The 18,141-nt window shown below is 71.2% G+C and carries 15 protein-coding genes; 5 read left to right on the forward strand and 10 right to left on the reverse strand.

Features of this window, described 5'->3' with window-relative positions; all coding sequences use genetic code 11:
* Positions 1-126 precede the first annotated feature (126 nt).
* Positions 127-1,401 (forward strand): lipase family protein, encoded by a 1,275-nt coding sequence (locus ACFWYS_RS08380; RefSeq protein WP_384764948.1) that lies wholly within the window; start codon positions 127-129, stop codon positions 1,399-1,401.
* Positions 1,402-1,416: 15 nt separating this feature from the next.
* On the opposite strand, the gene ACFWYS_RS08385 is transcribed toward ACFWYS_RS08380, so the two are convergent.
* The 8 genes from ACFWYS_RS08385 to tkt all read right to left on the reverse strand — a co-directional run bounded on the left by ACFWYS_RS08385 (position 1,417) and on the right by tkt (position 12,142).
* On the reverse strand, positions 1,417-3,231 hold the full coding sequence (locus ACFWYS_RS08385) for a pentapeptide repeat-containing protein (protein ID WP_384764950.1): 1,815 nt from the start codon (positions 3,229-3,231) through the stop codon (positions 1,417-1,419).
* A 70-nt stretch (positions 3,232-3,301) separates the two neighbouring features.
* Positions 3,302-3,889, reverse strand: a complete 588-nt coding sequence (locus tag ACFWYS_RS08390) for a histidine phosphatase family protein (protein ID WP_384764952.1) — start codon at positions 3,887-3,889, stop codon at positions 3,302-3,304.
* 6 nt (positions 3,890-3,895) lie between these two features.
* On the reverse strand, positions 3,896-4,771 hold the full coding sequence (gnd, locus tag ACFWYS_RS08395; RefSeq protein ID WP_384764954.1) for a phosphogluconate dehydrogenase (NAD(+)-dependent, decarboxylating): 876 nt from the start codon (positions 4,769-4,771) through the stop codon (positions 3,896-3,898).
* Between the two features lie 6 nt (positions 4,772-4,777).
* Positions 4,778-6,427: a glucose-6-phosphate isomerase gene (pgi, locus tag ACFWYS_RS08400; RefSeq protein ID WP_384765110.1), complete on the reverse strand. Its 1,650-nt coding sequence runs from the start codon at positions 6,425-6,427 to the stop codon at positions 4,778-4,780.
* A gap of 4 nt (positions 6,428-6,431) precedes the next feature.
* Positions 6,432-7,367 (reverse strand): glucose-6-phosphate dehydrogenase assembly protein OpcA, encoded by a 936-nt coding sequence (gene opcA, locus ACFWYS_RS08405; RefSeq protein ID WP_384764956.1) that lies wholly within the window; start codon positions 7,365-7,367, stop codon positions 6,432-6,434.
* Positions 7,364-8,902 (reverse strand): glucose-6-phosphate dehydrogenase, encoded by a 1,539-nt coding sequence (gene zwf / locus ACFWYS_RS08410; protein WP_384764958.1) that lies wholly within the window; start codon positions 8,900-8,902, stop codon positions 7,364-7,366. Before zwf ends, opcA begins: the two co-directional genes overlap by 4 nt.
* The gene (gene tal / locus ACFWYS_RS08415) at positions 8,899-10,038 is read right to left on the reverse strand and encodes a transaldolase (RefSeq protein ID WP_384764960.1); all 1,140 of its coding nucleotides are present in this window, start codon (positions 10,036-10,038) and stop codon (positions 8,899-8,901) included. The genes zwf and tal overlap by 4 nt, the downstream gene beginning before the upstream one ends.
* Positions 10,039-10,066: 28 nt before the next feature.
* Positions 10,067-12,142 (reverse strand): transketolase, encoded by a 2,076-nt coding sequence (gene tkt / locus ACFWYS_RS08420; protein WP_384764962.1) that lies wholly within the window; start codon positions 12,140-12,142, stop codon positions 10,067-10,069.
* Between the two features lie 177 nt (positions 12,143-12,319).
* Between tkt and ACFWYS_RS08425 the strand changes: the two genes are divergently transcribed.
* Complete coding sequence (locus ACFWYS_RS08425; RefSeq protein WP_384764964.1) at positions 12,320-13,216, forward strand: helix-turn-helix domain-containing protein; 897 nt, start codon at positions 12,320-12,322, stop codon at positions 13,214-13,216.
* A 103-nt stretch (positions 13,217-13,319) separates the two neighbouring features.
* Entirely contained in the window at positions 13,320-14,159 is an 840-nt protein-coding gene (locus ACFWYS_RS08430; RefSeq protein WP_384764966.1) for an endonuclease/exonuclease/phosphatase family protein, read from the forward strand.
* On the opposite strand, the gene ACFWYS_RS08435 is transcribed toward ACFWYS_RS08430, so the two are convergent.
* Positions 14,156-15,433 (reverse strand): MFS transporter, encoded by a 1,278-nt coding sequence (locus ACFWYS_RS08435; RefSeq protein WP_384764967.1) that lies wholly within the window; start codon positions 15,431-15,433, stop codon positions 14,156-14,158. The two genes, ACFWYS_RS08430 and ACFWYS_RS08435, sit on opposite strands and share 4 nt — an antisense overlap.
* Entirely contained in the window at positions 15,430-16,827 is a 1,398-nt protein-coding gene (locus ACFWYS_RS08440) for a rhodanese-like domain-containing protein (RefSeq protein ID WP_384764969.1), read from the reverse strand. Before ACFWYS_RS08440 ends, ACFWYS_RS08435 begins: the two co-directional genes overlap by 4 nt.
* 47 nt (positions 16,828-16,874) lie before the next feature.
* Between ACFWYS_RS08440 and ACFWYS_RS08445 the strand changes: the two genes are divergently transcribed.
* Both ACFWYS_RS08445 and ACFWYS_RS08450 read left to right on the forward strand, forming a co-directional pair.
* The gene (locus ACFWYS_RS08445; protein ID WP_384764971.1) at positions 16,875-17,537 is read left to right on the forward strand and encodes an ArsR/SmtB family transcription factor; all 663 of its coding nucleotides are present in this window, start codon (positions 16,875-16,877) and stop codon (positions 17,535-17,537) included.
* A gap of 102 nt (positions 17,538-17,639) precedes the next feature.
* A complete protein-coding gene (locus ACFWYS_RS08450) occupies positions 17,640-18,038 on the forward strand; it encodes a spore germination protein GerW family protein (protein WP_384764972.1) in 399 nt (132 codons plus the stop codon).
* Positions 18,039-18,141: the final 103 nt, after the last annotated feature.

An 18,141-nucleotide genomic window follows, 5' to 3' on the forward strand; every position in this document is an offset into this window, starting at 1 on the left:
GGCCCCCCCCGGGGGGGGGGCGGGCGACCGCCCCCCCCCGGGCCCCCCCGCGCCGCGCGCCCGGGGGGGGCCCGGGGGGGGGGGGGGGCCCCCCCCCCCCCCCCCACGTTCCGGGGGAGGCCGCACATGCGGGACGCATACGTCAAAGGGCCCAGCTTCGCCGCGTTACGCCCGGCCAAGCCACCCACCGACCCGAGCGACTTCCCGGTCTACCCCGACCTGGTGGACCGGCTCGTCGAGGACGCGCGCCAGCCCGACCCCGACGGCGTCGTCCCGCATGTCATGGCGACCTGCTCGGCCTACGCGTACGCCGGATTCCAGCATCAGAGCGACCCCGAGACCCTGTCCATGATCATGGCCAGGCTCGGCCTTGAGGAGAACGACTGCCGGGTGTTCGAGCAGCGCGTGGACGCCATGTACATCGCGTCCGCCGCCTATCTGATCCAGGACAAGGACCGCCGGGTCGCGATCCTCGTCTACCGCGGCACCCAGCCCGAGGACATCATCAGCATCCTCACCGACGCCGACGTACGGCCGGAGATGCTCACCGTCGAACTGGAGGGCCGCCGGCACGAGGTCCACGCCGGCTTCTACCGCAACGTCCGCGCCACCCGCCACCTCGTCGTCCGGGCCCTGGAAGGAGCCCTGCGCGGCGAGTCCGTCATCCCCGACGAAGCAGGCGCCCGCGGCGGCGGCCTGGAGGCCCTGTACATCACCGGCCACAGCCTCGGCGGCGCCATGGCCGCGCTGATGGCGGTGACCCTCGTCCACGAGCCCCGCTACCGGCACATCACCGACAAGCTCAGGGGCGTCTACACCTTCGGCCAGCCCATGGTCGGTGGCCCCGACCTGGCCCGCGCCTGCGCCGAGGCGCCCGGCCCGAACGGCACGCACATCCTGCGCGACCGCCTCATCCGCTACATCTTCGACCGCGACGTCGTCCCCGCCCTGCCCCCACGCCCGGTCGGCCCGTACGCCCCCTTCGGCCGCGAGTTCCACTACCGCCGACGCCACGGCCTCACCGACGCCCTCCTGACCTCGGCCGCGGACACGGCCGTCGAGGCACTCACCCTGCCGACCGACGCGCTGCGCACCGTCTCCACCGGCGGGTGGGGCGACCTGGCGGTCCGCGCCACGGAGGGCGCCCGCCGATCCGTACGCCCCCTGCTGCGCTGCCGCGACGAGGGCTGGCGGGAGGTGACGGAACCGGATCTGCACTACCCGCAGATGGACAGCCTGGCGGGCCTCGCGGTGGTGGCCCCGCTCGCCTTCTTCGCGACCCGCCTCGCCCTGACCCGCACGATCCCCTTCAAGTACTCCTTCGACGACCACGGCCCGGGCCACTACGTCAACGCGCTCGCCCCACCAGGGGTGTTGAGCGAGTTCGGGGACGTGCTGTAGGCCGGGGCAGCCGGATCAGCGCTGCACGCGCCCGCGGGCGGCGAGCACGGCCAGACCGAACAGGACCGGCTCGCACAGTCTGCTGCCCATCTCGATCCACATGCCGCCCTGCGTCAGGTCCTGACCGCTGCTGCGGAACACCACCGAGTTGACGACCACACGACCGGATCGCTCCAGGCGGGTGGTGCTGAAACGATCCTTGTATCCCTTCGGGACTTTCCTGCCCGCGGTGTCGGGCGTCAGCACGACCTGTCCGCCGCCCGCCGGCACCTGCCCCGTCATACGGGCCGACGGTGGTGCCGCGGGCAGCCCGAAGAGCATGAGCAGCAGCACGGTGACACCCATGGCGCACAGCAGCGCCCACAGCGCCCGTGAGGCACGCAGCCCGTAGCCGGACAGCAGCCAGTAGGCGTGCAGCAGGGCACGTTCGCCGGGCGGGGTGTCCTTGTTGTGGCGCCGCATCTCCATTTCGCCGTAGTAGAAGTCCGCCGCTCCGGGCTGGTTCTTCGTGTCCTCCAGCGCCTTGCGCAGCTGTCGGTAGACGATGGCGACGTCGTCCGCCGTGGGGCTCTGCGCCGGATCGGGATGACCGAGACCCGTGAGCCATCCGTCGGTGTCCGCCGCGGTGCGGTTGCTCGTGGGCAGCGCCCGCCAGTACTGCTCCTCGACGATCACTCGCCGACGGCTCCACCAGGAGAGGGGCAACCGGCCGCCGCGACGCAGTCCGGACGGCGGGGTGCCGTATCCGCAGCGTCCCGCCAGACTGATCTGGTCGAGGTTGTAGGAACCGGAGAACTCGCAGCGCGACAGATCGACGTCGGTCAGGACCAGATGGGCCGCGTTGACCCCGGACAGCCGCAACAGCTTGACGGCCACACTGCCTTCCGCACGCGGCATCTCCTGTTCGAGCCGGCGTGACCCCGCCATGAACGGCATCGCCTCGTACGACAGGGTCACGGGCTCGGCGAGCACCGCATCCCGCAACGACACCGCCGCGTACCGCAGCTGGAAGGCGGCGGTGGACTCGCACCGCACCCGGTTCATGTCCACTCGCAGCGCGGCGATGCCCATGCGCAGCGGCATCCGGAACACGGCCCCCCGCATCCACAGTTCGTCCGCGCACACGACGGCCCCGCGCCACTCGCTCTCGAACACCGCGTCGGCGAACGCCGCCCGGCCCCGGAACCGCGCCCCGTGGAACTCCGCCCGCCTGCTGAAGGTCGCCTCGGAGAAGTCGGCGCTCGTGGCGCCCTGCCGCCGGAACCAGGACTCGGTGAAGAACGCGCTGCCCGAGAAGTGCGCCGCGGTGAACGAGCCGAGCCCGTCGAAGTACGCCTGGGTGAACCGGGCGGCGGACGCGCACGACACTCCGTCGAAGAACGCGTCCGCCGCGAACCGCGCGACCACGAAGCGGACTTCGCCGTGAAACCGCACCTCCCGGAAGTACGCCGCCCCGGCGAACGAGGCCGCGTCGAACCCGGCGTAGTCGGCGAACTCGGCCCCGGTGAAGTGGACTTCGCCCTCGAAGTGCGCCCCCTCGAAATAGGCGGGTCCCCCGAACCGGGTGCCCGGACAGCGTGTCCCGGCCGGAAACCGAGCCGTGTCGAACCGCGCACTCCCGAAGCGTGCGCGCACCGCCGCCGTCACCGACTGCCACAGCTCCGGAGTGAAGTGCACCCCGCGAAAGTCCACGTCCGCACCCGGCCCGAGCGCCCCGAGGGCCTCCAGCCGCTCCGACTCGTCCAGGTGGCGCAGACAGTGACCGCGGCCCGGCACGACGATCGCCGCGCACGGCGGCACCGCGCACTGCGTCCAGACTCGGCTCATCATCCAGCCATACAGCGGAGGCCGAACGTCGACAAGGCCCTTGCTTCTGTACCGACTTGCGGGGGCGCAAGGGTTACGGCCTGGTGTTCCACTCCGCGATCACTGGTCGGCCGTGCTCGGTCGACAGTCGGCTCACCGTGCCCGTCGCCAGCTGGAACAGCCGCCCGTCCGCCGGGGCCAGCCCCAGTCGGCGGGCCGTGACGACGCGCAGGAAGTGGCCGTGCGCCACGAGGACGACGTCGCCGTCGGGGAGGGCCGACGCGACCCGCGACAGGACTCGGTCGGCTCGTGCGCCCACCTCGGCCGGTGACTCACCGGGGTGGCCGTCCGGGCCGGGAGCCACCCCGTCGGTCCACAGGTACCAGTCGGGGCGGGTGCGGTGGATGTCGACGGTGGTGACGCCCTCGTAGCCGCCGTAGTCCCACTCGTGCAGGTCCGGGTCGGGTACGGCCGCCGCCACGCCCGCCAGTTCGGCGGTGCGGACCGCGCGGTGCAGCGGGCTGGTGAGGGCCAGCGCGAAGGTCCGGCCGGACAGCAGCGGGGCGAGGGACTTGGCCTGTTCCTCGCCGTCGTCGGTGAGGGGCAGGTCGGTCCAGCTGGTGTGCTGTCCCGACCTGCTCCACTCCGTCTCCCCGTGGCGGACCAGTAGGAGATCTCCCACGGTCGGCTACTTCGACTCGACGGCGTGGCCGCCGAACTGGTTGCGCAGCGCCGCGATCATCTTCATCTGCGGGGAGTCGTCCTGCCGGGACGCGAAGCGGGCGAACAGCGACGCGGTGATCGCGGGCAGCGGCACCGCGTGGTCGATGGCGGCCTCCACCGTCCAGCGGCCCTCGCCGGAGTCCTGCGCGAAGCCCTTCAGCTTCTTCAGGTGCTCGTCCTCGTCCAGGGCGTTCACCGCGAGGTCCAGCAGCCAGGAGCGGATGACGGTGCCCTCCTGCCAGGAGCGGAACACCTCGCGGACGTTGTCCACCGAGTTGACCTTCTCAAGGAGCTCCCAGCCCTCGGCGTAGGCCTGCATCATGGCGTACTCGATGCCGTTGTGGACCATCTTCGAGAAGTGCCCGGCGCCGACCCGGCCGGCGTGGACATAGCCGTACGGCCCCTCGGGCTTGAGCGACTCGAAGATCGGCTGGAGCCGCTCCACGTGCTCCTTGTCGCCGCCGACCATCAGCGCGTAGCCGTTCTGCAGGCCCCACACACCGCCGGAGACGCCCGCGTCCACGAAGCCGATGCCCTTGACGCCGAGTTCGGCGGCGTGCTTCTCGTCGTCCGTCCAGCGGGAGTTGCCGCCGTCGACCACCGTGTCACCGGGGGACAGCAGGTCCTTGAGCTCGTCCACGACGCCCTGGGTGGCGGTGCCGGCCGGCACCATCACCCACACCGTGCGCGGCGCGTCGAGCTGCTGGACCAGCTCTTCCAGGCTCTTGACGTCGGAGACCTCCGGATTGCGGTCGTAGCCGATGACGGTGTGGCCGGCGCGGCGGATCCGCTCGCGCATGTTGCCGCCCATCTTGCCGAGACCGATGAGACCGAGCTGCATATCAGTTCACACTTCCTTGAGTTCGCGGTAGGCGGCCACGAGGGCGGCGGTGGAGGCGTCGAGACCGGGGACGTCGGCGCCCTCGGTGAGCGCGGGTTCGACCCGCTTGGCGAGGACCTTGCCCAGCTCCACGCCCCACTGGTCGAAGGAGTCGATGTTCCAGACGGCGCCCTGCACGAACACCTTGTGCTCGTAGAGGGCGACCAGCTGGCCGAGGACCGACGGGGTCAGCTCGCGGGCGAGGATCGTGGTGGTGGGGTGGTTGCCGAGGAAGGTGCGGTGCGGGACCTGCTCCTCGGGCACGCCCTCCGCGCGGACCTCGTCCGCGGTCTTGCCGAAGGCGAGCGCCTGGCCCTGGGCGAAGAGGTTCGCCATCAACAGGTCGTGCTGCGCCTTGAGTTCGTCGCTCAGCTCGGCGACCGGGCGGGCGAAGCCGATCAGGTCGGCCGGGATGAGCCGGGTGCCCTGGTGGATCAGCTGGTAGTAGGCGTGCTGCCCGTTGGTGCCGGGCGTGCCCCACACCACGGGACCGGTCTCCCAGCCCACGACATGCCCGTCACGGTCCACCGACTTGCCGTTGGACTCCATGTCCAGCTGCTGCAGATACGCCGTGAACTTCGACAGGTAGTGCGAGTACGGCAGCACCGCATGCGACTCGGCGCCGCAGAAATTGCCGTACCAGATGCCCAACAGGCCCATGATCAGCGGTGCGTTGGCCTCGGCGGGCGCGCTCCTGAAGTGCTCGTCGACGATGCGGAAGCCGTCGAGCATCTCCCGGAACCGGTCCGGGCCGATGGCGATCATCAGGGAGAGACCGATGGCCGAGTCGTACGAGTAGCGCCCGCCGACCCAGTCCCAGAACTCGAACATGTTGTCCGGGTCGATGCCGAAGTCCGCGACCTTCTCGGCGTTGGTCGACAGCGCCACGAAGTGCCTGGCGACCGCCTTGTCCTCGCCGCCGAGCCCGGCCAGCAGCCAGGAGCGGGCCGACGTGGCGTTGGTGATCGTCTCGATCGTGGTGAACGTCTTGGACGCGACGATGAACAGCGTCTCCGCCGGGTCCAGGTCCCGCACCGCCTCGTGGAGGTCGGCCCCGTCGACGTTGGAGACGAACCGGAACGTCAACTCCCGTGCCGAGAACGGCCGCAGCGCCTCGTACGCCATCGCCGGACCCAGGTCGGAGCCGCCGATGCCGATGTTGACGACGTTGCGGATACGGCGGCCCGTGTGGCCGGTCCACGCACCGGAGCGGACCCGCTCGGCGAAGTCGCTCATCTTGTCCAGCACGGCGTGCACCTGGGGCACGACGTTTTCGCCGTCCACCTCGATCACCGCGTCGGCCGGGGCCCGCAGCGCAGTGTGCAGCACCGCCCGGTTCTCGGTGACGTTGATCCGCTCGCCGCGGAACATCGCGTCACGCAGCCCGGACACATCGGTGGCGGTGGCCAGTTCCTGCAGCAGGGCGAGAGTCTCGTCGTTGATCAGGTGCTTGGAGTAGTCGATGCGCAGATCGCCGACGCGTACGACATACCGCTGGGCACGCGAGGGGTCGGCCGCGAACAGCTCACGCAGCCGCGGGCGGTGCAGCGCGTCCGCGCGGTGGTCTTCGAGGGCCGTCCACTCGGGGCGCCGGGTGAGCCTGGGGGTGTCGGACAGCGGGTCAGACATGGTCGGGGGTCTCCTTGGTGGCCTCGCCCCGCAGGGCGACGGCGTACATCTCGTCCTGGTCGAGGCGCCGCAGCTCCTCGGCGATGAGTTCGGAGGTGGTGCGGACCTTCAGCGCGAGGGTGCGCGACGGCTGGCCCGGCAGGGTGAGCGTGGCCAGCGGGCCCTCGGGACGGTCGATGACGATCTCGCCGTTCTCGGTGCCCAGGCGCACACCCGTGACGACCGGTCCGGCGGTGACGACCCGCTCGGCGGTGACGTGCAGCCGGGCCTCCAGCCAGCGGGCCAGCAGCTCGGCGGCCGGGTTGTCGGCCTCCGCCTCCACCGTCGCCGAGGTGATCGGCACCCGCGCCTGGTCCAGTGCCGCGGCCAGCATCGAGCGCCACGGGGTGAGCCGGGTCCAGGCCAGGTCGGTGTCGCCGGGCGCGTAGGAGCGGGCGCGCACCTCCAGGTCCGCCAGCGGGGTCTCGGTGGTGTACAGGTCGGTGATCCGGCGCTGGGCCAGCGCGCCCAGCGGATCCTTCGAGGGGTTCTCCGGCGCCTCCACCGGCCACCACACCACGACCGGCGCGTCCGGCAGCAGCAGCGGCAGCACCACCGAGTCGGCGTGGTCGGACACCTCGCCGTACATCCGCAGGATCACCGTCTCACCGGTGCCGGCGTCGGCGCCCACCCGGACCTCGGCGTCGAGGTGGGAGCGGGTGCGGTCGCGGGGGGTGCGGGCATGCCGCTTGATGACGACCAGGGTGCGCGCGGGGTGTTCGTGCGAGGCTTCCTCGGCCGCCTTGATCGAGTCGTAGGCGTTCTCCTCGTCCGTGACGATGACCATCGTCAGGACCATGCCCACGGCCGGCGTACCGATCGCGCGGCGGCCCTGCACCAGCGCCTTGTTGATCTTGCTTGCCGTGGTGTCGCTCAGGTCGATCTTCATGGCCTGCGCCAGCTCCGTCCGTCTCGTGCGAGCATCTCGTCGGCTTCCTCGGGTCCCCAGCTGCCGGACGCGTACCGCGCCGGCCTGCCGTGTGTGTCCCAGTACTCCTCGATGGGGTCGAGGATCTTCCAGGACTCTTCCACTTCCTGGTGACGGGGGAACAAATTGGCGTCCCCGAGGAGGACATCCAGGATGAGCCGCTCGTAGGCCTCCGGGCTGGACTCCGTGAACGACTCGCCGTAGGCGAAGTCCATCGTCACGTCCCGGATCTCCATCGAGGTACCCGGCACCTTGGAGCCGAACCGCACCGTCACGCCCTCGTCCGGCTGGACGCGGATGACGATGGCGTTCTGGCCGAGCTCCTCGGTGGCGGTGGAGTCGAACGGGGAGTGCGGCGCCCGCTGGAAGACGACGGCGATCTCCGTCACCCGCCGCCCGAGCCGCTTGCCGGTGCGCAGATAGAACGGCACGCCCGCCCAGCGCCGGTTGTCGACGTTCAGCTTGACGGCGGCGTAGGTGTCGGTCTTCGACCCGGGGTCGATGCCGTCCTCCTCCAGGTACCCGACGACCTGCTCACCGCCCTGCCAGCCGCGCGCGTACTGTCCGCGCACGGTGTGCTCGCCGAGGTTCTCCGGCAGCTTGACCGCCTTGAGCACCTTCAGCTTCTCGGTGAGCAGCGACCCGGCGTCGAAGGCGGCCGGTTCCTCCATCGCGGTGAGCGCCATCAGCTGGAGCAGATGGTTCTGGATGACGTCACGGGCCGAGCCGATGCCGTCGTAGTAGCCGGCCCGGCCGCCGATGCCGATGTCCTCGGCCATCGTGATCTGCACATGGTCGACGTACGACCGGTTCCAGATCGGCTCGAACATCTGGTTCGCGAAGCGCAGCGCCAGGATGTTCTGGACGGTCTCCTTGCCCAGATAGTGGTCGATCCGGAAGACCTGCTCCGGGTCGAACACGTCGTGCACGATCGCGTTCAGCTCCCGGGCGCTCGCGAGGTCGTGTCCGAACGGCTTCTCGATGACGGCTCGCCGCCAGGACCCCTCGGGGGCGTCCGCCAGACCGTGCTTCTTCAGCTGCTGGACGACCTTCGGGAAGAACTTCGGCGGTACGGAGAGATAGAAGGCGAAGTTGCCGCCCGTGCCGCGCGCCTTGTCCAGCTCCTGGACCGTCCGGCGCAGCTGGTCGAACGCCGTGTCGTCGTCGAAGTCGCCCGGGATGAACCGCATGCCCTCGGAGAGCTGCTGCCAGACCTCCTCACGGAACTCCGTACGGGCGTGCTCGCGCACCGAGTCGTGCACGATCTGTGCGAAGTCCTCGTCCTCCCAGTCCCGGCGGGCGAACCCGACGAGGGAGAAGCCCGGCGGCAGCATCCCGCGGTTGGCCAGGTCGTACACGGCCGGCATCAGCTTCTTGCGGGACAGGTCGCCGGTGACGCCGAAGATGACGAGCCCGGACGGGCCCGCGATCCGCGGGAGACGGCGGTCGCGCGGATCGCGCAGGGGGTTGTCCCAGTGGTCTCGGTCGGGGGTCATGCTGCGTCAGCTCCCTTGCTGCCGAGCGACTTCTCAACGGCCTTCAACAGGTCCTGCCACGCCACCTCGAACTTGGCGACGCCCTCGTCCTCCAACCGGGTGACGACCTCGTCGTACGAGATGCCCAGCGCCTCCACGGCGGCCAGGTCGGCCCGGGCCTGGGCGTAGCCGCCGGTCACCGTGTCGCCGGTGATCCCGCCGTGCTCCGCCGTGGCGTTCAGCGTGGCCTCGGGCATCGTGTTGACCGTGCCCGGCGCGACCAGCTCGTCCACATACAGGGTGGACTTGTACGCCGGGTCCTTCACACCGGTCGAGGCCCACAGCGGGCGCTGCTTGTTGGCCTTGGCGCCGGAGAGGGCGGTCCAGCGGTCGCCCTCGAAGACCTCCTCGTAGGCCTCGTAGGCCAGGCGGGCGTTGGCGAGCGCGGCCTTGCCCTTGAGCGCGAGAGCCTCGCCGGTGCCGATCGCCGTCAGCCGCTTGTCGATCTCGGAGTCGACGCGGGAGACGAAGAAGGACGCCACGGAGTGGATGCCGGACAGGTCCAGGCCCTTCGCGGCGGCCTGCTCCAGACCGGCCAGGTAGGCGTCCATGACCTCGCGGTAGCGCTCCAGGGAGAAGATCAGCGTGACGTTGACACTGATGCCCTGGCCGATGACCTCGGTGATGGCGGGCAGGCCCGCCTTGGTCGCCGGGATCTTGATCATCACGTTGGGCCGGTCGACCAGCCAGGCCAGCTGCCTGGCCTCGGCGATCGTGGCCGCCGTGCGGTGGGCGAGGCGCGGGTCGACCTCGATGGAGACCCGGCCGTCCCGGCCGCCGGTCGCGTCGTACACGGGCCGCAGGATGTCGGCGGCGGCCCTCACGTCGGCGGTGGTCATCATGCGCACGGCCTCGTCGACCGTGACGCCCCGCACGGCGAGGTCGGCGAGCTGCTCCTCGTAGCCCTCGCCGGAGCCGATGGCGGCCTGGAAGATGGACGGGTTGGTGGTGACGCCGACGACGTTCTTGTCGGCGATCAGCCCGGCGAGGTTGCCCGACTCGATCCGCTTGCGCGACAGGTCGTCCAGCCAGATCGAGACGCCCTCGTCGGAGAGGCGCCTGAGGGTGCCCGCGGTCGCGGTTGCTTCGGTGGTCACTGTGTTCTGCTTCCTTCTGGCGTTCGGATCAACCGCGGGCGGCGTCAAGGGACTCGCGCGCGGCGGCGGCGACGTTCTCGGGGGTGAAGCCGTACTCGGCGAACAGGGTCTTGGCGTCGGCGGAGGCGCCGAAGTGCTCCAGGGAGACGATGCGTCCGGCATCGCCCACGAACCGGTACCAGGTCAGCCCGATCCCCGCCTCGACGGCGACCCGCGCCTTCACGGCCGGCGGCAGCACGCTCTCGCGGTACTCCCGCGACTGCTCCTCGAACCACTCCACGGACGGCATCGACACCACCCGGGTGCCGACCCCCTCGGCCTCCAGCCGCTCGCGCGCGGCGACGGCCAGCTGGACCTCGGAACCGGTGGCGATGAGAACGACCTCGGGCGTCCCGGTGGACGAGTCCTGAAGGACGTAACCGCCCTTCGCCGCCTCGGAGTTGGGCGCGTACGTCGGCACGCCCTGGCGGGTGAGCGCGAGGCCGTGCGGGGCGGGGTTGGTGGAGTGGCGCTTGAGGATCTCGGCCCAGACGATCGCCGTCTCGTTGGCGTCGGCGGGGCGGACGATGTTCAGGCCCGGGATGGCGCGCAGGGCGGCCAGGTGCTCGACCGGCTGGTGGGTCGGGCCGTCCTCGCCGAGGCCGACGGAGTCGTGCGTCCAGACGTACGTCACCGGAAGCTGCATCAGCGCGGACATGCGCACGGCGTTGCGCATGTAGTCGGAGAACACCAGGAAGGTGCCGCCGTAGATACGGGTGTTGCCGTGCAGGGCGATGCCGTTCATCTCCGCGGCCATCGAGAACTCGCGGATACCGAAGTGGACGGTACGGCCGTACGGGTCGGCCTCCGGCAGCGGGTTGCCCTTCGGAAGGAACGAACTCGTCTTGTCGATGGTGGTGTTGTTGGAGCCGGCCAGGTCGGCCGAGCCGCCCCACAGCTCGGGGATGACCGGGCCGAGCGCCTGGAGCACCTTGCCGGAGGCGGCCCGGGTGGCGACCGACTTGCCCTCCTCGAACACCGGGATCGAGGACTCCCAGCCCTCGGGCAGCTGACCGGCGACGATCCGGTCGAACAGCTGGGCGCGCTCGGGGTTGGCGGCGCGCCAGGTGCCGAGCTGCTTGTCCCAGGCGGCGTGTGCCTCGGCGCCCCGGTCCAGGGCGCGGCGGGCGTGGGCGAGGACCTCGTCGGCGACCTCGAAGGACCGCTCCGGGTCGAAGCCGAGGACGCGCTTGGTGGCGGCGATCTCCTCGGCGCCGAGGGCGGAGCCGTGGGAGGCCTCGGTGTTCTGCGCGTTCGGGGCGGGCCAGGCGATGATCGTGCGCATCGCGATGATGGAGGGCCGTTCGGTCTCGGCCTGCGCCGCCCGCAGCGCCCCGTACAGCTCGGCGACGTCGATGTCGCCGCCCAGCGCGGGCGCGATCCGCTGCACATGCCAGCCGTACGCCTCGTACCGCTTCAGCACGTCCTCGGAGAACGCCGTCGCGGTGTCGCCCTCGATGGAGATGTGGTTGTCGTCGTACAGGAAGACCAGGTTGCCGAGCTTCTGGTGGCCGGCCAGCGAGGAGGCCTCGGCGGAGACGCCCTCCTCCAGGTCGCCGTCGGAGACGATCGCCCAGATGGTGTGGTCGAACGGGGACTCGCCCTCAGGCGCCTCCGGGTCGAACAGGCCGCGCTCGTAACGGGCGGCCATCGCCATGCCGACGGCGTTGGCGACCCCCTGGCCGAGCGGGCCGGTGGTGGTCTCCACGCCCGCGGTGTGCCCGTACTCGGGATGACCCGGCGTCTTCGAACCGTGCGTGCGGAAGGCCTTGAGGTCGTCGAGCTCCAGCTCGTACCCGGCGAGGAACAGTTGGGTGTAGAGGGTCAGCGAGGTGTGGCCGGGGGAGAGAACGAAACGATCCCGTCCGGTCCACTCGGGATCGGCGGGATCGTGACGCATCACCTTCTGAAAGATCGTGTACGCGGCCGGGGCGAGGCTCATCGCGGTGCCCGGGTGCCCGTTGCCGACCTTCTGCACGGCATCGGCCGCCAGAAGGCGGGCCGTGTCGACGGCACGCCGGTCGAGTTCGGTCCATTCGAAGCTGTCCGGTGTCTGCGTGCTCATCTTCAAAAAGTCCTCGATCGAAGCGAAATGGCTGGTCCAACGCGTTCAAAAGTAAAAGTCTGACTTTTACTAGGGAAGGTCCACGTGTGTCAGGCTGTGGTGAAAGTGGGACACGGCGCGGCGCGCGGCGCACGGCTGAGCGCGGGCCCCGCACGAGTGAGACGGCGCGAGACGGACATGGTGGACACAAGGGGCGAAGGCGGCGACGGAGGGATCAGAACCTTCCCCTTCCCCGTCGAACTGAGCGTCGGCGGCGTCGGAATGCAGATCGGCCCGATGGGCGGCACCGGCCACACCTGGCACGCCGACGAGGCGCCGCTCGAACGCGTGCACCGCATCGACTTCCACGTCGTGATGCTCTTCAGCGCTGGGCCGGTGCGCCACATGATCGACTTCACGGAGTACGAGGCGGGCGTCGGCGACCTGTTGTGGATCCGCCCCGGACAGGTCCACCGCTTCTCACGGACGAGCGAGTACCAGGGGATCGTCCTGGCCATGCAGCCGGGCTTCCTGCCCCGGGCCACGGTCGAGGCCACCGGCCTCTACCGCTACGACCTCCCACCCCTGCTCCGCCCCGACGAAGCCCAGCTCGGCGCTCTGCGGTCGTCGCTGGCCCAACTCCGAAGCGAGTACGAGGACACGACGACCCTCCCGCTGAGCCTGCACACCGCCGTCCTGCGCCACTCGCTCACGGCGTTCCTGCTGCGCCTGGCCCATCTCGCCGCGAGCTCGGCGGAGGCCGCGCGCCGGCAGGGCGACACGACCTTCACCCTGTTCCGGGACGCGGTGGAGCAGGGCTTCGCCACCAACCACAGTGTCAGCGCCTATGCCGACCAGCTCGGCTACTCGCGCCGCACCCTCGTCCGCGCGGTCCGCGCCGCCACCGGCGAGACCCCCAAGGGGTTCATCGACAAGCGGGTGGTCCTGGAGGCGAAGCGGCTGCTCGCCCACACGGACACGCCGATCGGGCGGGTGGGAGCGGCGGTCGGGTTCCCGGACGCCGCGAACTTCTCCAAGTTCTTTCACCAGCACACCGAGATGACACCGGCGGCGTTCCGCGCGGAGCTTCGCTGACGCCCGAGCCCGCCGGGATCCGGCCGCCCTCACGCGGTGCTGACAGCCTCGTCCCATAATCTCGTGCCTGGAGACGTCGGATGCCGTCCGCCGTGAGGAGGCGATGGTGCTCGGAACTGGCACGCGATTGCTCACGGGCGCCGTGATCGTGGCCTGCGTGGTGCTCGTCGGCCCCAGCGCACCGGGCGGCCCCCTCTTCGGCCGGTCACAGCCCGTCGAAGCCGTCAGGGACGTCGTACCGAACCGGGTCATGACGTGGAACATCTGCAACCCCTGCGAGACGAGCAACGTCGACCGGGCGGCGGAGATCGCCAGGTACGCGCCCCAGGTCATCGGCCTGCAGGAAGCATGCGTGCGGGACGTCGAGAAGATCCGGGACTACCTGGAGAACCTGCACGGGCTCGTCTACCACGTCGAGTACGGGACGGTTCTGCGGAACTGGGGCCGCTGCGGGGGAGTGCCGTGGCATCCGGGGGCCTACGGCCAGGCGATCCTCTCGGCGGCACCGATGACCGGCCATGTGGCCGTGGAGTACCCCGACGGCGGATCCGAGGACCGCGGGTACATGGCGGTCACCACCGAGGTGGGCGGACAGTCCGTCCGGGTCTTCAACACGCACCTCGCCCACCGTCGTCAAGAGGCCGTCCGAGCACGGCAGATCGGCGTACTCGCCAAGGAAGTCGCCCGGCAGGACCGCGCGATCGTCCTCGGCGACTTCAACGCCGTGCCCGACGCCCCCGAACTCGACGGGATGTGGGCACTGGCCGCGGACGCGGACCCCCAGTGCCGCACCCCGCAGACCGGCACCTGCGAGACGACCACCGACTGGCAGACCAAGTTCGACTACATCTTCCTGCGCGGCATCGCCCCACGTGAGCACGGCGTGCACCAGACCGAGGCCTCGGACCACGACCTGTTCCGCGCCGACCTGGACCTCGCCTAGGGCGCCGCTTCGGTCCGGGGTGTCGCCGAACCCCGCGTCTCGTACATGCGCACCGCCACGACCAGGCCCGAGGCGGCCGTCAGCGCCGCGACCGTCCAGATCGCCGGGGTCAACCCGTACGCGTCGGCCAGGACTCCCACGAGCAGCGCCCCGACCGCGAAGCCCCCGTCGCGCCACAGGCGGTAGACACCGACCGCGCGGGCCCGCCAGGCCGGGTGGGCGACATCGCCGATGACGGCGAGCAGCGTCGGGTAGACCAGCGCCGTACCGATGCCCAGGAGGACCTGGGCGACGGCCCACACCGCGAACGTGGTCCCCTCGGCGACCAGGCCGATCGCCGCCGCCTGGAGCAGCATGCCCGCCGTGATCAGCGGTTTCCGGCCGATGTGGTCGGACCACCAGCCGGTGACCAACTGGCCCGCGCCCCACACCGCCGGATACAGCGCCGCCAGCACGCCGATCTCCGCCACCGACAGTCCATGCGCGGCGAACAGCAGCGGGAAGACGCCCCAGGCGAGCGCGTCGTTGAGGTTGTTGACCAGGCCCGCCTGGCTGGCGGCCGAGAGCGCCTTGTCGGTCAGACTGGTGCGGCGGGCGATCCGGGCGGTCGTCAACTCCCGTTCCTCCGGCGCCTGTACGGGGTGCAGCGCGGCCTCCGCGCGGGCGTGCTCGCGGGTCTCGCGGACGGCGAACACGGACAGGCCCAGCCCTACCACGAGATACGCGGCGCCCAGCAGGAACGGCTCGGGGCGCAGCCCGGCATGCTCGGCGATCGCGCCCGTGGCCATCGCCGTGGCCGCCACCGCGCCGTATCCGGCGGCCTCGTTGAGGCCCATCGCCAGGCCCCGCCGCTCCGGGCCGGCCAGGTCGATCTTCATGATGACCGTGGTGGACCAGGTCAGGCCCTGGTTCACGCCCAGCAGGACGTTCGCGGCGACGATCCACCCCCAGGACGGACCCCACGCCAGCATCGCCGGCACGGGCAGCGCGATCAGCCACCCAGCGATCAGCACGGGTCTGCGGCCGTACCGGTCGGAGAGGGTGCCCGCGAAGAAGTTGGTCACCGCCTTCGTCGCGCCGAACGCCAGGATGTAGGTGAGGGCGGCCGTGTAGGCGGACAGCTGGAAGACCTGGTCGGCGAGCAGCGGCAGCACGGTGCGCTCCTGGCCGAGCATGCCGCCGACCAGCGCGTTGACGAGGACGAGCAGACTGAACTGGGCCAGGTTGGCGCCGAGCCCGAGCCGTACGGCCCGGGTGTCGGCGCGCGGGGTCACGCGCCCTCCTGGAGGCGGCGGCCGGTGACCTGCGCCCAGTCGTCGGGGCCGCCCTTGAGGACGGCGACGTCATGGTGGCCGGTGCGCTGCAGGAGGCTGGCGGCGGTCATCGCCCGCTCGCCGTACGCGCAGTGCACCAGCACGCTCGACGGTGCCTCTTGCGTACGGCCTTCCAGATCGCCCAGCTCGATGCCGACGGCGCCGGGAATGTGCCCGGAGTCCCACTCGGACCGCTGACGCACGTCGAGCACGGGGCGCTCGCCCACGCGGTCGGCCGGCACGAGGTCGACGGTCTCCTGGGCGCCGCCGTCGGCCGTCCAGGCGTCCATGGTCAGGTGCCCGCACAACCGCTCGTACCCGATCTTCAGGGCCTGCCAGGTGAGTTCGGCGAGATCCTGGCCGGGCGCCGTGACGAAGACGAGCGGGCTGTCGTCGGGCAGCAGCCAACCCAGCCAGGTGGCGAACTGGTCGCGCAGATGGACCGAGAGGGCGCCGGGTATGTGACCGGCGGCGAAGTCCCTGACCCGTCGGACATCGACGATCTGCGCACCCTGGCGGAGCAGCCGACGCACTTCGGTGGGTGACAGCGCGGGGAGCGCGGGCGCCGCGCCGAGCACCGCGGGACCCTGCCGGTTGACCTCGGCCAGCCGGTCGAAGTAGGCGGGGTAGGAACCGAGACTGCCGAGCAGATCCCGTACGAAGCCGTCCTCGTCCGGCGCGGCGAGCAGGGCGTTGGCCCGCCGCTGGGCGCCGATGGTCGAGGTGCGCTCGGCGCCCGGCGGGGCGGAGCAGAAGGAACCGGCGCCGTGCGTGGGCCATACGGCCGTCACGTCCGGGAGCTCGGCCAGCCGCCGCAGCGAGCGGTACTGGGCGCGGGCCAGCTCCTCCGCGCGGGCGGCGCCCAGCAGATCGGTGCGGGCGGCCGAGCCGACGATCAGCGAACCGCCGGTGAAGACCCCCAACTCCCGTGCGCCGTCCAGGAGCAGGAACGACAGGTGCTCGTCCGTGTGACCGGGGGTGGCCAGGGCACGCAGGGTCAGCCCGCCCAGGTCCACCTCGTCGCCGTCCGACAGGGCCCGGTGCTCGAAGGCGCGCCGCCCGGCGGCGGAGGCCAGCACCTTCGCCCCGTCGTCGGCGGCGAGCTGGAGCGCGCCGGTGAGGAAGTCTGCGTGCAGGTGGGTGTCGGCGGCGAACGCGACGGTCAGCCCCCGCCGCCCGGCCTCGGCGCGCAGGGCCCGCAGATCACGGCTCGCGTCCACCGCCAGGGCGCGGCCGTCGCCCAGGTCGACGAGATAGGCGCTGTTGCCGAGGCCGGTGTCGACCAGCGGAATCAGATGATCGTCGGCGAAGCCCATGGGGTCCTCCACTGCCACGGTACGAGCCGGGTGGTCCATCCGCCCACCCTTCATTTACAATATTCCATGGAATTATGGAGGAAGCCATGGGAGACGCGGCGCGCAAAGCCGCCCTGTACGACGCCTTCGCCCGCACCGGCAAGGCGCTGAGCAGCGGAAAACGCCTGGAACTGCTCGATCTGCTGGCCCAGGGCGAGCGCACCGTCGACGCCCTCGCCAAGGCCGCCGGCCTGAACCTGACCACCGCCTCGGCGCACCTCCAGACCCTCAGACAGGCCGGCCTGGTCGCCACCCGCCGCGACGGCGTCCGCATCCACTACCGCCTGGCCGGCGCCGACGTCGCCGCCCTCTACGCCCTGCTCCGCCAGGTCGCCCAGACCCACCAGCCCGCCGTCGAACCCGCCCGCACCGCCTACCTCGGCACCGACGACTCGGCGGCGGTCGACCGCGACGCACTGCTCTCCCGTGCCGCCGCCGGCGAGATCGTCGTCCTGGACGTGCGCCCCGCCGAGGAGTACGCCGCCGGACACATCCCGGGCGCCCTGTCCATCCCCGTCACTCAACTGGCCGACCGCATCGCCGAGTTGCCGCACGACACCGAGGTGGTCGCCTACTGTCGCGGGGCCTACTGCGTCCTCGCCCACGACGCCGTACGCCTCCTGCGGGACCGCGGCCGCCGCGCCGTACGCCTCACCGACGGGATGCTGGAGTGGCGGCTGGCCGAGCTGCCGGTCGAGACGGCGGCGTGAGCGTCGGGATCTCTTGACAGGCGGATCCCGGGTGCCTAGGAAATGGGCATGACCGCCCACAAGGAAGACAAAACGGAAGACACGGAAGTCAAAGAAGACCACATGCTCGTGTCCCCGCCGGACACCGACGTCACGGCGGCCAACGCCTCCGTCACCCTCCTGGAACGCCTCGCCGAGAAACTCGGCGGCCGCGCCTCGGTCACCGCCGTCTACGGCGAACCCGTCACCGCCGACGGCGTCACCGTCATCCCGGTCGCCAAGGTCGGCTTCGGCTTCGGCGGCGGCGCGGGACGCGCGGTCGAGGGCACCAAGCTCGGCGACGGCGGGGGCGGCGGCGGAGGAGTCGAGGCCAAGCCCCTCGGCTACATCGAGATCCGCGACGGCAACGCCACGTACAAACCCATCCGCGACACCTGGGTCGACATCGTCCTCCCCGCGGCCGCCCTCATCCTGGGCGCCGCCCTCCCGAAGGCGGTACGGGCGCTCCGGCGCCGTCGCTGAACACACCGGAGCCCCCGGGGGCCGCCCGGGGGGGGCGGGGGTGGGTTGGGGGGGGGCGGGGCCGGGCCCGGGGAGGTGGTGAGGGGTGGGGGGTAGAATAGAT

This window comes from Streptomyces sp. NPDC059010, assembly GCF_042740355.1.
Taxonomy (GTDB): Bacteria; Actinomycetota; Actinomycetes; order Streptomycetales; family Streptomycetaceae; genus Streptomyces.